The following is a 12,856-nucleotide window of genomic DNA, read 5'->3' on the forward strand; positions in this document are numbered from 1 at the left end:
GAGGGCGAAAAAACTAGAGTACGCGGGTGCGGATCACCTCGGCGATGCCCGGCTGCAGGTTATCGGCGATCACCAGATCGGCGCGTTCCTTGATCGCGTCATCGGCGTTGCCCATCGCCACGCCCAAACCGACCGCTTCCAGCATGCTGATATCGTTGTAATTATCGCCGAACGCCACCACCTGATCCATGCTCAGCCCCTGCGACTCCACCCATTGGCGCAGGCGCTTGCCTTTGCTGTTGCCGCCTTTGGCGATATCCACCTGATCGTGCCAGGACCATTCGCACGCCAACCCCAGCTCTTTCTCCACCGTGTCGGCAAACTCGCGCAGCGCCGGAATATCGGCGTGCGAGGTGGCGAATTTCCAGATCGCCTGCGCGTCGTCGGCCGCCTGCACCAGGCTGCTGACCTGCAGCAGCGTCGGGCGCTGCGCCGCAGGCAGGGTTTCGGCCCAGGCCAGCGAGCGAGTCACGTGGCCGCTCGGTTCCTGATACAGCATGGCGTCGTCAACGTACATCAGCCCGTGAATGTCGGTCTGTTTGAGCATCTGCAGCACCTGTTTGGCCTGCTCCTTCGCCAAGGGATCGGCGGCCAGCACCTTTTTCTGCTGAAAATCATACAGGTAAGTGCCGTTGCAGCAGATGGCCGGCGTGTCAATCTGCAGCGCCTGGTAGAACGGATGGATGGCGACGTGATGGCGGCCGGTGACCACCACCACCTGGACGCCGGCGGCGCGCGCCTGCGCCAGCGCTTCCAGCGACTGCGGTAAGATGCGTTTTTGATTGTCCAGCAGGGTGCCGTCAAGATCGAGGGCGATGACGCGGTAGCTCATAGGGTTCTCGTTATCGTTAGCCATAAAATTAATCCGATGGTACACCGGATAGCCAATGGAGAAAACCGCGTGAGCTTCCGGTGCTAAGCAGGGTTGCCATGCGGCGGATGTGCGGTAAGCTAGGGACAATCGAACGGCCTGAAACCGGTTCCTCTTTTACCCTTTGCAAGGAGAACACATGAAGCAAATCGTTTATGTCGCCAGCCCGGAGAGCCAGCAGATCCACGTCTGGCAGTTGGACGACGCGGGCGCGCTGACGCTGCTGCAAACCGTTGACGTGCCGGGCCAGGTGCAGCCGATGACCCTTCATCCGGACAAGACTCACCTGTACGTCGGCGTGCGTCCGGCGTTCGGCATCGTCAGCTACCGCATCGAGGCAGACGGCACGCTGCAGCAGGCCGGCATGGCGCCGCTGCCGGGCAGCCCGACCCATATCTCCACCGATTTGCAGGGGCGTTACCTGTTCTCCGCTTCCTACAGCGGCAACTGCGCCAGCATCAGCCCGATCGGCCACGACGGCGTGGTCACGGCGCCGATCCAACAGATCGACGGCCTGAGCGCGCCGCACTCCGCTAACATCGATCCGACCAACCAGCTGGTGCTGGTGCCGTGTCTGAAAGAAGACCGCATCCGTCTGTTCAACCTGAGCCTGGCGGGCCAGCTGACGCCGCACGCGCAGGACGGGGTGGATATCGCCGCCGGCGCCGGTCCGCGCCATATGGCGTTCCACCACAACGACAAGTTCGCTTACTGCGTCAACGAGCTGAACGGCACGGTGGACGTGCTGGCCATTTCGGAAAACGGCGGCAAATACACCGTGACGCAAACGCTGGATATCATGCCGGCCGACTTCGACGGCACCCGCTGGGCGGCGGACATTCATATCACGCCGAACGGCCGCTTCCTGTACACCAGCGATCGCACCGCCAGCATTCTGACCCTCTTCAGCGTCTCCGAAGACGGCGGAACGTTGAGCGTGGCCGGCTATTATCCGACCGAAGCGCAACCGCGCGGTTTCAATATCGATCACAGCGGCCGCTTCGTGATTTCGTCCGGCCAGAAGTCCGATCACATCGCGGTGCATGAAATTGATCAGGCCAGCGGTCAGCTGACTATGTTGGCGCGTTATCCGGTGGGCAAAGGCCCGATGTGGGTAAGCGTGCTGGCGAAGTAATTCGGCGGGCAGAGCAGAAAAGCGCGGTTCGGTTGAGCCGCGCTTTTTTATGGGCGGAGATCAATCAGTTGAACATCACCGTCAGCGTGGCGCTGCCGAGGCTGTGGAAATGCACGTTAAAGCCCACCAACGCGCCGCTGGAGCCTTCATCCACCTCAATGCTTTCCACGTCCAGCGCATGCACGGTGAACTGATAGCGGTGGCGTTCGCCATTCGGCGGCGCGGCGCCGCCGTAACCGGCCGAGCCGAAGTCGGTACGGGTTTGCAGCGCGGCGCTCGGCAACGGCGCTTTGCCGGAGCCTGCGCCCTGCGGCAGCTCGCGCACGTCGGCCGGAATATTGGCCACCACCCAGTGCCACCAGCCGGAGCCGGTCGGGGCATCGGGATCGTACAGGGTGACGACGAAGCTTTTGGTGCCGGCGGGCACGCCGTCCCAGGCCAGGTGCGGCGACAGGTTATCGCCGCGGTAGCCCATGCCGTTGAAGACCTGAGTCTGCGGCATTGTGCCGCCGTCCTGCAGATCGTTGCTGTACAAACGAAAAGTCATAATGACTCCCAGTTGTCGATAAACGCGGACCCTTAAGCTAGATCTTTTCGGTGGAACAATACAACCCCTTGCGCCAGCGGCGGACGGTTGATCTCGACGGTGACATGCACCAGTTCGGGATGCGCGGCCAACAGTTGGCGCACCCGATCGGCGGTGAGGGCGCGATCGGCGCTGCTCAGGGCGAGGACACAATGATATTTTCCTTTGCCGATGCGGCCTACATGCAAATCGGTCAGCGTGAGCGCGTGGCCGGAAGCGGCCAGGGCCTGGCGGATCTCTTGCGCCACCGGGGCGTCCATTTCGGCATCCAGCAAAATCTTTCCGCTATCGCGCATCAGGCTATAGGCCCAGGCGGCCACCATCACCGCGCCGACGATGCCCATCAGCGGATCGAGCCAGGCGGCGCCCCAAAGCTTGCCGCCGAACAGCGCGACGAGCGCCAGCACCGAGGTGGCGGCGTCGGCGAGCACGTGAACATAGGCGGAACGCAGGTTGAGGTCATGATGAGTGTCGTCGTGGTCATCCCCGTGATGATGATGGTGGCCGCCACCGCGCAACAGCCAGGCGCAGAGCAGGTTGACGGCCAGCCCGATCGCGCCGATGGCGATGGCTTCGTTGTAATGAATCGGGCTGGGATTCAGCAGCCGCTGCCCAGACTGAAACAGCATCAGCGCCGCCACCAGCACCAACAACACCGCGCTGGTGTAACCGGCCAGCACTTCGATCTTCCAGGTGCCGAGGCTAAAGCGGCGATCCTTGGCCAGCCGGCGTGCGGCGCCGTAAGCCAGCACCGACAGGCCCAGGGCCAGCGCGTGCGAACTCATGTGCCAGCCGTCGGCCAGCAATGCCATCGAGTTAAACAGCCAGCCGCCGGCGATCTCGATAGCCATCATACTGGCGGTGAGTATCACCGCCCATCTGGTGTTTCTTTCGGCCAATGGGTTACCATCGTCAAAAACGTGGCTGTGCTCGCGGTGCAAAACGGGCGCGTGAGACGTCATGGTGAAGTTCCTCAGCAAAAGATAGTGTGCTGAAATATACTATACCCCAGTATAGTAAATAACAATCAGGCGGAAATGATGAGCCATACCCACAGAGATCAAAAGAAGCTGTTGGCGCGGGTGCGCCGCATTAAAGGGCAGGCCGAAGCGCTGGAACGCGCGCTGGAGAGCGGCGGCGAATGTTCGGCTGTTCTGCAGCAGATCGCGGCGGTGCGCGGCGCGGTCAACGGTCTGATGGCGCAGGTGCTGGAAGGGCATGTGCGCGAACATCTGGCTGCCGCGGACGCTACGCCGCAGCAGCGCGAGCAGGACATCGAGCAATTGATGACCGTTTTACGTTCTTATATGAAGTAATCATGATTTCACTGAAAAAACGCACGCCGTGGTTCGGCTGGCTGCGCCGTTGGGCCAAAGGCATCAAGCGCGATATCTACGCGCTGTGGCTGGCCGCCCGTGATAAGCGCACCCCGTGGTACGCCAAGCTGATCGCGCTGCTGGTCGCCGGCTATGCGATCTCACCGATCGATCTGATCCCGGATTTTATTCCGGTGCTGGGCTATCTGGACGATGTGATCATCGTGCCGTTGGGCATCATGTTGGCGGTGCGGCTGATCCCCAAACCGCTGATGGCCGAGCTGCGCGAGAAGGCGCAAAAGCGCGTCGATAATCCCACCGGCCGCATGGCGGCGGCGATGATCATTTTACTGTGGCTGCTGTGTTTGGGATTGCTGGCCCGCTATCTGGACCAGCATTGGTAAGGCATTAACGCGCGGCGTCGGCCACGGCGGCGGTCAGGCGGCTGAGCTGTTCCGCTTCGATGATGTAAGGCGGCATCAGGTAAATCAGCTTGCCGAACGGCCGGATCCATACCCCGCGCTCGACGAACCCGCGCTGCAGCTCGGCGACATCCACCGGTTCGCGCATCTCCACCACCCCAATCGCGCCCAGCACCCGCACGTCGGCCACCTTCGGCAGCGCCGCCAACGGCAACAGTTCCCGCTTCAACTGGGTTTCGATGGCGCTCACCTGCGCCTGCCAGCGATTTTCCGCCAGCAGCGCCAGACTGGCGTCCGCCACGGCGCAGGCTAGCGGATTGCCCATAAAGGTCGGCCCGTGCATAAAGCAGCCGGCCGCGCCGTTGCTGATGGTCTCCGCCACATGGTGGGTAGTCAAGGTGGCGGAAAGGGTCATATAGCCGCCGGTCAGCGCCTTGCCCAGACAGAGAATGTCCGGCACCACCTGCGCGTGCTCGCAGGCGAACAGCTTGCCGGTGCGGCCGAAACCGGTGGCGATCTCGTCGGCGATCAGCAGCACCTGATGGCGATCGCACAGCTCGCGCACCCGCTTGAGATAGGTCGGATGGTAGATGCGCATGCCGCCGGCGCCTTGCACCACCGGTTCCAGAATCACCGCCGCCACTTCACCGGCGTGCTGCTCCAGCAGCGCGGCGAACGGCGCGATATCCTCTTCACGCCAGTCCTCGTCGAAGCGGCACTGCGGCGCGGTGGCGAACAGGTGCGGCGCCAGATACCCCTGATAGAGGCTGTGCATCGAGTTGTCCGGATCGCAGACCGACATCGCGCCGAAGGTATCGCCGTGATAGCCGTGGCGCAGCGTCAGGATGCGCTGCCGGCGCTCGCCGCGCGCCTGCCAGTACTGCAGCGCCATTTTCAGCGACACTTCTACCGCCACCGAACCAGAGTCCGCCAGGAACACGCACTGCAGTGCTTCCGGCGTCATTTCCACCAGCCGACGGCACAACGAGATGGCGGCCGGATGGGTAATGCCGCCGAACATCACGTGCGACATCTTCTCCAACTGCTGGCTGGCGGCCTGATTCAGGCGCGGATGGTTGTAACCGTGGATCGCCGCCCACCAGGAGGACATGCCGTCCACCAGACTCCGGCCGTCCGCCAGCTGCAGTTCGACGCCGCTGGCCGATTCGATCGGGTAACAGGGTAACGGGCGGCTCATGGAGGTGTAGGGGTGCCAGATATGGCGTTGGTCAAACGCCAGGTCGGAAGCGGTGACAGACATTGTTGTAAACCAAATTGGATTAAGATTGGTTGACAGTATATCCACAATATTTAAACTGGCGACACTTTTTCGTTTTGGAGACGCCATGATGGCCGACCGCATTCACTGGACAGTAGGGCAAGCCCAGGCCCTGTTTGATAAACCGCTGCTGGAACTGCTGTTCGAAGCGCAAACCGTACACCGCCAGCACTTCGACCCGCGTCAGGTGCAGGTCAGCACGCTGCTGTCGATCAAGACCGGCGCTTGCCCGGAAGACTGCAAATACTGCCCGCAGAGCTCACGCTACAAGACCGGCCTGGAGTCGGAGCGGCTGATGCAGGTCGAGCAGGTGCTGGAATCGGCACGCAAGGCCAAGGCGAACGGTTCGACCCGTTTTTGCATGGGCGCGGCGTGGAAGAACCCGCACGAGCGCGATATGCCTTATCTGCAGCAAATGGTGCAGGGCGTGAAAGCGATGGGCATGGAAACCTGCATGACGCTGGGCACATTGGATGGCACCCAGGCCGAGCGGCTGGCGGAGGCCGGGCTGGATTACTACAACCATAACCTCGACACCTCGCCGGAGTTCTACGGCAGCATCATCACCACCCGCAGCTACCAGGAGCGCCTGGATACGCTCGACAAGGTGCGCGACGCCGGCATCAAAGTGTGCTCCGGCGGCATCGTCGGGCTGGGTGAAACGGTGCGCGATCGCGCCGGGCTGCTGGTGCAGCTGGCCAACCTGCCAAAGCCGCCGGAGAGCGTGCCGATCAACATGTTGGTGAAGGTGAAAGGCACGCCGCTGGCGGATAACGATGACGTCGATCCGTTTGATTTCATCCGCACCATCGCGGTGGCGCGCATCATGATGCCATCTTCTTATGTCCGTCTCTCCGCAGGCCGCGAACAGATGAACGAACAGACGCAGGCGATGTGCTTCATGGCCGGCGCCAACTCGATCTTCTACGGTTGCAAGCTGCTGACCACGCCGAATCCGGAAGAAGACAAAGACCTGAAGCTGTTCCGCAAGCTGGGGCTCAACCCGCAGCAGACCGCAACCGAACACGGCGACAACCAGCAACAGCAGGTGCTGGCCAAGCAACTGCTGAACGCCGATACCGCCGAGTTTTACAACGCGGCGCCGTGATGAGCTGGCAGCAACGCATCGAGCAGGCGCTGGCTGAGCGGCGCCTGAACGCCGCCTACCGCCGGCGACAGACCACCGAGGGCGGCAACGGCCGCCAGATCCGGCTCGGCGATCGTCTCTATCTGAACTTCTCGGGCAACGACTACCTGGGCTTGAGCCAGGATGCGCGGGTGATCGCCGCCTGGCAGCAGGGCGCGCAGCGTTACGGCGTCGGCAGCGGCGGTTCGGGCCACGTGACCGGTTTTAGCGCAGCGCATCAGGCGCTGGAAGAGCAACTGGCGGCGTGGCTCGGCTATCCGCGCGCGCTGCTGTTCATCTCCGGCTACGCCGCCAACCAGGCGGTGCTGGCGGCGTTGATGCAAAAGGGCGATCGCATTTTGGCCGATCGTCTCAGCCACGCCTCGCTGCTGGAGGCGGCGGCGCAGTCGCCGGCCGAGCTGCGCCGGTTCCAGCACAATCAACCGCAGGCCTTGGCGGATCTGCTGGCCAAACCCTGCGACGGGCAGCGGCTGGCGGTCACCGAAGGGGTGTTCAGCATGGATGGCGACGGCGCGCCGTTGGCAGAGCTGCATCGCTTAACCCGTGCGGCGGGCGCCTGGCTGATGGTGGACGACGCCCACGGCATCGGCGTGCGCGGCGAACAAGGCCGCGGCAGCTGCTGGCAGCAGGGCGTGCGCCCTGAACTGCTGGTGGCGACCTTCGGCAAGGCGTTCGGCGTCAGCGGCGCGGCGGTGCTGTGCGATGAGGCGACCGCCGAGTATCTGCTGCAGTTCGCCCGCCATCTGATCTACAGCACCGCGATGCCGCCGGCACAGGCCTGCGCGCTGCAGGCGGCGCTGGTCTGCATTCGCGAGGGCGATGATCTGCGCGCCCGGCTGCAGGACAACATTCGGCGTTTCCGTCAGGGCGCGGCGCCGCTGGCGCTGACCCTGACGGATTCCGACACCGCCATCCAGCCGCTGCTGGTGGGGGATAATCAGCGCGCGCTCGATCTGGCGACCCGCCTGCGCGAGTGCGGCCTGTGGGTGAGCGCCATCCGCCCACCGACTGTGCCGCCGGGCGGCGCGCGGCTGCGCATTACCCTGACGGCGGCGCATCAGCCGCAGGACATCGATCGCCTGCTGGAGGTGCTGAATGACGTCAGCCAATGACACAGTGAACAAACAGGCGGTCGCCTCGGCCTTCAGCCGCGCGGCCGGCAGCTACGATGCCGCCGCCGCGCTGCAGCGTGACGTTGGCGAGCGCTTACTGGGGATGGGGAGTTCCCACCCGGGCGAACAGCTGCTGGACGCCGGCTGCGGCACCGGCTATTTCAGCCGTATGTGGCGTGAGCGCGGCAAACGGGTGACCGCGCTCGATTTGGCGCCGGGCATGCTGGACGTCGCCCGCCAACGGCAGGCGGCGCATCATTATCTGCTGGGCGATATCGAACAGGTGCCGCTGCCCGATGCGGCGATGGACATCTGTTTCAGCAGCCTGGTGGTGCAGTGGTGCAGCGATCTGCCCGCCGCGCTGGCAGAGCTGTATCGCGTGACCCGTCCCGGCGGCGTGATCCTGTTTTCCACGCTGGCGGCGGGCTCGCTGCAGGAATTGGGGGACGCCTGGCAACAGGTGGACGGCGAACGTCACGTGAACGCCTTTTTGCCGTTGACGCAGATCCGCACCGCCTGCGCCGCCTATCGACACGAGCTGGTGACGGAGTTGCGTATCCTGAACTACCCGGACGTGATGACGCTGATGCGTTCGCTCAAGGGCATCGGGGCGACGCATTTGCATCAGGGGCGTGAGGGCGGCCTGATGTCGCGTGGCCGCCTCGCCGCGCTGCAGGCGGCTTACCCGTGCCGGCAGGGGCAGTTCCCGCTCAGCTATCATCTGGCTTATGGAGTGATTTATCGTGAGTAAACGTTGGTTCGTGACCGGCACCGACACCGAAGTGGGGAAAACCGTCGCCAGCAGCGCCTTGCTGCAGGCCGCCAACCGGGCGGGCTACCGCAGCGCCGGCTATAAGCCGGTGGCCTCCGGCAGCGAGATGACCGCCGAGGGGCTGCGCAACGGCGACGCGCTGGCGCTGCAGGCCAACAGCGGTGTGGCGCTGGATTACGACGAAGTGAACCCTTACGTATTTGCCGAACCGACCTCGCCGCATATCGTCAGCGCCGATGAAGGCCGGCCGATCGACGCGGCGCGGCTGTCCGACGGCCTGCGCCGGCTGGAGCAGCGCGCCGACTGGGTGCTGGTCGAGGGGGCCGGCGGGTGGTTTACCCCGTTGTCGGCGGAGTACACCTTCGCCGACTGGGTGCGGCAAGAGCAACTGCCGGTGATCCTGGTGGTGGGCATCAAGCTGGGCTGCATCAACCACGCGGTGCTGACGGCCCAGGCGGTGCAACAGGCCGGGCTGACGCTGGCCGGTTGGATCGCCAACGACGTGGCGCCGCCGGGGCGGCGGCATCAGGAATACCTGGCTACGCTGCGCCGTATGCTGCCCGCGCCGCTGCTGGGCGAAATCCCGCACCTGCCGCAGGCCGAACGGGCGCCGCTGGGGCAGTATCTGGATATCAGCTTGCTGGCGCAGTGAGAGGTTCTGGCTGATGAATCACAACGCCGGGTCTTATGACCCGGCGTTGGCTTTTACATAGCGGTAATACAGGCGTTATCGAGATAAAGCACGCCATTTTTCGCCAGGGCAAACAGGTTGAACGTCAGGATGACATGGGTCGCCCAGACCGGGACTTTTCGTCGATTGGCGTTGAAACGATATTCGGTGTACTCGGCGTAAGCATCGGCTTTCAAGGCGGCGTCCCAGGCTGCCGGCGCGGCTTTGGCGACGAGCGAGACGCCGTTGTCCGCATGGTCCTGGATACAGGCATATTGCAGCGTCGCGAACAGATTGCCGGTACCGCCGTTGACCGTTTTCAGGGTAAAACAGGCGCCCAGCTGCTCATATTGCGCGGCGGGCACGATCACTCTCACTCCGGCGTTGGTATTGGCGTTGCCCAACTTGGTCACTTTCAGGGCATTGCTGCCGTTGACGCCCGCGCCGGCTTCGATACTGATAGTCACTGCGTCTGAGGTAAAGGGCTCGCTGATCGTGCCGCCTGTCACTTCCCAGCCAAACGGCTTAGCGGAAAAGGCGAACTCACCGTCTTTTAACTTGTTATTCACGGCGCCGACCAGCGTCTGGATCCCGGCGCCACCCCCACCGCCATCCAGTCGGCTATTGACGATGACAAAGTCGCCGGTACCGCTGAAATAGCGGCCGCTGGCGGTTCGTACGCCATAGAACTTCACGCTGTCGACGATAATCCCGCTACTGCCGGCCTCGGCGTAAAACAGCGACGCTTGCGCCAGTCGGCCGCCGGCGACGATGATTTCGCCGCCGTGAATCAACAGCGATGCATTTTGATTGGCGCTGCAACGGAAGGGAATTTCCGTGAGCGGACTATTACCGTTGTTGAATTCCATATGGCAGCCATGCAATTCAATGCTACCGGCCTCAACGTCGGCAATCGAGCCGGCATAGTCGATCGAAGTGCCGAACAGGCGGAAGGCGCCGTTGGGGTTAGCGTTGCGAACGGCCAGCCCCTGGGAATTGCCGAGGGTGCCACCGAAGAAGTTGATGCCTTCGCCGAAGTTTTGGGCGCCGCTGTTCGTTGAAGGCATATGCAGGCACTCAAAACAGCGAATGACTTCACAGGCGTAGTGGTGGGCGATATAGGCATTGGTACCGTAGTACAGGCCGTAGTAGAAGCCGGAAATATAGACGTTATTGACGGAAAAGTTGCCCAGCGGGCCTTCAGGCGAATCGAAACGGACGCCGTCGATATAGGTGTATTCGATCGTCGTTTCATCTTTGCTGTTGTTAATCCTGGCGCCGATGCCCTTTACGGTGAAATCTTTCATGATAGGCGCCGGGCGAATAGGAACGTTGTTATCCAGCGCGCCGTTGCTGGTATAGCAGCGCAGGAAATAGTTATGGTCGCTTTCCGTGCCGTTGGGGATCTCGGTAGTGACGTTGACGCCGTTGCCGTCGATATAGACGAATCCGACATTGATATCGGTTTTAGGCGCCGTCCAAAGGGCAAAAGGCGCGGCGAATCTGACAATCGCAGGGCGTTTTAACGTTTTGATGATAAAGTCTTGTGCGCCGACCAGTTCGTCGCGCGAACTGACGTAAATGCCTTCAATATTAAGACGTTCCTGCAGGCTCCAGTTTTTGTTGCGCAAATCCGCGTATTGAATAAATGCCGCGTTGTTGTCTGTCATGCTTACATCCCTCGATATTATGGTGTCGGTGTGACCCCTATCGAGTATGAAAAGATGGCCGGCCCATGCCTATTGGGCGCAGACCGGCCGTGACTGATACAACAGCAACCTAATCGCTAACCCGAGCACTCACTCCGCCAGCCCGGCGCCGATCAGCGCCTCATCCAGCTGCGCCAGCGCGCCGTGCGCCACGGTGCGCCCGCTATCGAGCAGACAAAAACGATCCGCCACCCGGCGCACGAACGGCAGCTGATGCTCTACCAGCAAAATGGTCATGCCCAACTCATAGTTGAGCCTGCGGATCACGTTGCCGATGTCGGCGGCGATCGAGGGCGGTACGCCCGTTGTCGGTTCGTCGAGGATCAGCAGCGCCGGCTCCTGCGCCAGCGCACGACCAATCGCCAACTGGCGCTGAGCGCCTTCGCACAGATCGCCGGCGCGGCGGGTGCGCATCTGGCGCAAATTGGGAAACAGGCTGTAGATCAGCGGCGGAATGCGGTAAGGGGCGCCGCGCACGGCCATCTGCGCCACTTGCAGATTCTCTTCCACGCTCAGCTGCGAGAAGAGTTGCCGCCCTTGCGGGACGTGGCTGATGCCGAGTGCGGCGCGGCGCTCCATCGGTTGCAGCAGCAGGTTTTGCGGCGGCTGATCCGCCGGCTGCCAGGTCATGCTGCCGCTCACCACCGGCAAATGCCCCATGATGCAGTTGACCAGCGTGGTCTTGCCCACGCCGTTGCGCCCGAGCAGCACGGTGCACTGGCCGCGCGGCAGCTCCAGGTTGATGTCCCACAGGGTATGATTTTGCCCGTAAAATTGATTGACCGATCTCAGACTCAGCATGTGGCATTCTCCTCATAGACATAGGCGCCCGTTCCACTCATTGGTGGGGTGCTGCAAAGGCCGCATTGGCGGTTGATTTCCCGAGTGTGGCAATGTCCGGAACAAAATGCCGTCCCTCCGATTCACCTGAGCAATGTCTGCGGTGGACGGAAAGACAGTCAATATGTCGTGAAAAACGACGTTTATGACGACTTGGTGTCGTTCTCGCGCTTTTACGAGGCATAGCCAGGCGGCGGTTGCACGCCGCATTCGGCAGCGCATTATGCTGTCGCGCCTCGTTCGCACGCGGGAAGATAAAGCAACTCCCAGGCCAGTTTTGCCACTGGCCGAAAAGAGGGAGTGTTATCGCTTTGTTAACCGCCTGTCAGGCCCGACGCGCTCTGCCGCGGCGGCCTGAAAATACGCCGGGAAGTTAACCCGGACGTTTTTTGCACTCTTGTGGTGCTCTCCGGCGTGGGCGTGGTGCAAGGCGTTGCGCCGCCGTCAAGCGCGATCGGCGTGAAAGGGGGCAATGCGATTTTGGCAATGGGGATTTTTAGTATTAATCGGCATAAACAAAGCGATATTTTTATGAAAAAATAACTAAAAAAGCCATTTTGGCGAGTGTAAAGGGCGAAAAGCTTTCTTTCTGTAACTCCCGCCACGGGCGGGGCGGTGAGAGTTATCCACTATTCCTGTGGATAACCTTGTGCATTAGATTTAGAAAAACGCTGTAAAGCGAGAGCCGACGCGGGTTCTGTTCGCTTTGTCCGCAATCTCGTCTTTTTATTAAAACTATTAATTATCAATAAATTAACTAAAATCAAGACGCCAGGGCATTGATCGGGTTTCTATGTGTGATTTTTCGCCGCGGTGCTATCAATAAGTTAATTTTCGGCAAGTTCTGGGGATAAATCTGTTATTGACAATAAAAATGTCACCCCGCTGTAACCTCACGGTGCAACGGCGTTGCCGCGCTGCCGCGCGCAGCGACGAATCCGCTTGAAGCTGGTTTTATATCCAGTATCATGGGCACTGGCGCAAATCGCCGACACTT

14 protein-coding genes are annotated in these 12,856 nt (G+C 61.8%); 8 read left to right on the forward strand and 6 right to left on the reverse strand.

Annotation, left to right across the window (positions count from 1 at the left end; genetic code table 11):
• Nucleotides 1–13: 13 nt before the first annotated feature.
• A complete protein-coding gene (locus ACJ8J1_RS12295; protein WP_033642226.1) occupies nucleotides 14–832 on the reverse strand; it encodes a pyridoxal phosphatase in 819 nt (272 codons plus the stop codon).
• A gap of 178 nt (nucleotides 833–1,010) precedes the next feature.
• Here ACJ8J1_RS12295 and pgl point away from each other — a divergent pair, with 178 nt between their 5' ends.
• Nucleotides 1,011–2,006, forward strand: a complete 996-nt coding sequence (gene pgl / locus ACJ8J1_RS12300; protein ID WP_033642227.1) for a 6-phosphogluconolactonase — start codon at nucleotides 1,011–1,013, stop codon at nucleotides 2,004–2,006.
• A gap of 64 nt (nucleotides 2,007–2,070) precedes the next feature.
• Here pgl and ACJ8J1_RS12305 read toward each other — a convergent pair whose 3' ends face one another.
• Both ACJ8J1_RS12305 and dmeF read right to left on the reverse strand, forming a co-directional pair.
• The gene (locus ACJ8J1_RS12305) at nucleotides 2,071–2,553 is read right to left on the reverse strand and encodes a kinase inhibitor (RefSeq protein WP_033642228.1); all 483 of its coding nucleotides are present in this window, start codon (nucleotides 2,551–2,553) and stop codon (nucleotides 2,071–2,073) included.
• A 32-nt stretch (nucleotides 2,554–2,585) separates the two neighbouring features.
• Nucleotides 2,586–3,554 (reverse strand): CDF family Co(II)/Ni(II) efflux transporter DmeF, encoded by a 969-nt coding sequence (dmeF, locus tag ACJ8J1_RS12310; protein WP_071991636.1) that lies wholly within the window; start codon nucleotides 3,552–3,554, stop codon nucleotides 2,586–2,588.
• Between the two features lie 78 nt (nucleotides 3,555–3,632).
• On the opposite strand from dmeF, the gene ACJ8J1_RS12315 reads away from it, so the two are divergent.
• Together ACJ8J1_RS12315 and ACJ8J1_RS12320 are read left to right on the forward strand one after the other, a co-directional pair.
• On the forward strand, nucleotides 3,633–3,908 hold the full coding sequence (locus tag ACJ8J1_RS12315) for a metal/formaldehyde-sensitive transcriptional repressor (RefSeq protein ID WP_025301915.1): 276 nt from the start codon (nucleotides 3,633–3,635) through the stop codon (nucleotides 3,906–3,908).
• 2 nt (nucleotides 3,909–3,910) lie between these two features.
• Nucleotides 3,911–4,312: a YkvA family protein gene (locus tag ACJ8J1_RS12320; protein WP_025301916.1), complete on the forward strand. Its 402-nt coding sequence runs from the start codon at nucleotides 3,911–3,913 to the stop codon at nucleotides 4,310–4,312.
• A gap of 4 nt (nucleotides 4,313–4,316) precedes the next feature.
• Here ACJ8J1_RS12320 and bioA read toward each other — a convergent pair whose 3' ends face one another.
• Entirely contained in the window at nucleotides 4,317–5,591 is a 1,275-nt protein-coding gene (bioA, locus tag ACJ8J1_RS12325) for an adenosylmethionine--8-amino-7-oxononanoate transaminase (RefSeq protein WP_033642230.1), read from the reverse strand.
• Between the two features lie 88 nt (nucleotides 5,592–5,679).
• Here bioA and bioB point away from each other — a divergent pair, with 88 nt between their 5' ends.
• The 4 genes from bioB to bioD are packed head-to-tail and all read left to right on the forward strand — an operon-like array spanning nucleotide 5,680 to nucleotide 9,292.
• Nucleotides 5,680–6,717 (forward strand): biotin synthase BioB, encoded by a 1,038-nt coding sequence (bioB, locus tag ACJ8J1_RS12330; protein WP_033644217.1) that lies wholly within the window; start codon nucleotides 5,680–5,682, stop codon nucleotides 6,715–6,717.
• On the forward strand, nucleotides 6,717–7,868 hold the full coding sequence (bioF, locus tag ACJ8J1_RS12335; RefSeq protein WP_033642231.1) for an 8-amino-7-oxononanoate synthase: 1,152 nt from the start codon (nucleotides 6,717–6,719) through the stop codon (nucleotides 7,866–7,868). Before bioB ends, bioF begins: the two co-directional genes overlap by 1 nt.
• Entirely contained in the window at nucleotides 7,852–8,619 is a 768-nt protein-coding gene (gene bioC / locus ACJ8J1_RS12340) for a malonyl-ACP O-methyltransferase BioC (protein WP_033642232.1), read from the forward strand. The genes bioF and bioC overlap by 17 nt, the downstream gene beginning before the upstream one ends.
• Complete coding sequence (bioD, locus tag ACJ8J1_RS12345; RefSeq protein ID WP_033642233.1) at nucleotides 8,612–9,292, forward strand: dethiobiotin synthase; 681 nt, start codon at nucleotides 8,612–8,614, stop codon at nucleotides 9,290–9,292. Before bioC ends, bioD begins: the two co-directional genes overlap by 8 nt.
• Before the next feature lie 53 nt (nucleotides 9,293–9,345).
• Here bioD and ACJ8J1_RS12350 read toward each other — a convergent pair whose 3' ends face one another.
• The gene (locus tag ACJ8J1_RS12350; RefSeq protein ID WP_033642234.1) at nucleotides 9,346–10,980 is read right to left on the reverse strand and encodes a hypothetical protein; all 1,635 of its coding nucleotides are present in this window, start codon (nucleotides 10,978–10,980) and stop codon (nucleotides 9,346–9,348) included.
• Between the two features lie 129 nt (nucleotides 10,981–11,109).
• The gene (locus ACJ8J1_RS12355; protein WP_033642235.1) at nucleotides 11,110–11,820 is read right to left on the reverse strand and encodes an ATP-binding cassette domain-containing protein; all 711 of its coding nucleotides are present in this window, start codon (nucleotides 11,818–11,820) and stop codon (nucleotides 11,110–11,112) included.
• Nucleotides 11,821–12,273: 453 nt separating this feature from the next.
• Between ACJ8J1_RS12355 and ACJ8J1_RS12360 the strand changes: the two genes are divergently transcribed.
• Entirely contained in the window at nucleotides 12,274–12,402 is a 129-nt protein-coding gene (locus ACJ8J1_RS12360) for a hypothetical protein (RefSeq protein ID WP_255326645.1), read from the forward strand.
• Nucleotides 12,403–12,856 lie beyond the last annotated feature (454 nt).

It is taken from the genome of Serratia sp. CY37869, from assembly GCF_052168895.1.
GTDB classification, from domain to species: Bacteria; Pseudomonadota; Gammaproteobacteria; order Enterobacterales; family Enterobacteriaceae; genus Serratia; species Serratia ureilytica.

What these genes read in the sequence shown, in the direction of transcription:
- bioC (WP_033642232.1), top strand. Translation starts at nt 7,852, where the DNA reads ATGACGTCAGCCAATGACACAGTGAACAAACAGGCGGTCGCCTCGGCC.
- ACJ8J1_RS12305 (WP_033642228.1), bottom strand. Translation starts at nt 2,553, where the DNA reads ATGACTTTTCGTTTGTACAGCAACGATCTGCAGGACGGCGGCACAATG.
- bioB (WP_033644217.1), top strand. Translation starts at nt 5,680, where the DNA reads ATGGCCGACCGCATTCACTGGACAGTAGGGCAAGCCCAGGCCCTGTTT.
- ACJ8J1_RS12295 (WP_033642226.1), bottom strand. Translation starts at nt 832, where the DNA reads ATGAGCTACCGCGTCATCGCCCTCGATCTTGACGGCACCCTGCTGGAC.
- bioF (WP_033642231.1), top strand. Translation starts at nt 6,717, where the DNA reads ATGAGCTGGCAGCAACGCATCGAGCAGGCGCTGGCTGAGCGGCGCCTG.
- pgl (WP_033642227.1), top strand. Translation starts at nt 1,011, where the DNA reads ATGAAGCAAATCGTTTATGTCGCCAGCCCGGAGAGCCAGCAGATCCAC.
- bioA (WP_033642230.1), bottom strand. Translation starts at nt 5,591, where the DNA reads ATGTCTGTCACCGCTTCCGACCTGGCGTTTGACCAACGCCATATCTGG.
- ACJ8J1_RS12350 (WP_033642234.1), bottom strand. Translation starts at nt 10,980, where the DNA reads ATGACAGACAACAACGCGGCATTTATTCAATACGCGGATTTGCGCAAC.
- dmeF (WP_071991636.1), bottom strand. Translation starts at nt 3,554, where the DNA reads ATGACGTCTCACGCGCCCGTTTTGCACCGCGAGCACAGCCACGTTTTT.
- ACJ8J1_RS12355 (WP_033642235.1), bottom strand. Translation starts at nt 11,820, where the DNA reads ATGCTGAGTCTGAGATCGGTCAATCAATTTTACGGGCAAAATCATACC.
- ACJ8J1_RS12315 (WP_025301915.1), top strand. Translation starts at nt 3,633, where the DNA reads ATGAGCCATACCCACAGAGATCAAAAGAAGCTGTTGGCGCGGGTGCGC.
- ACJ8J1_RS12320 (WP_025301916.1), top strand. Translation starts at nt 3,911, where the DNA reads ATGATTTCACTGAAAAAACGCACGCCGTGGTTCGGCTGGCTGCGCCGT.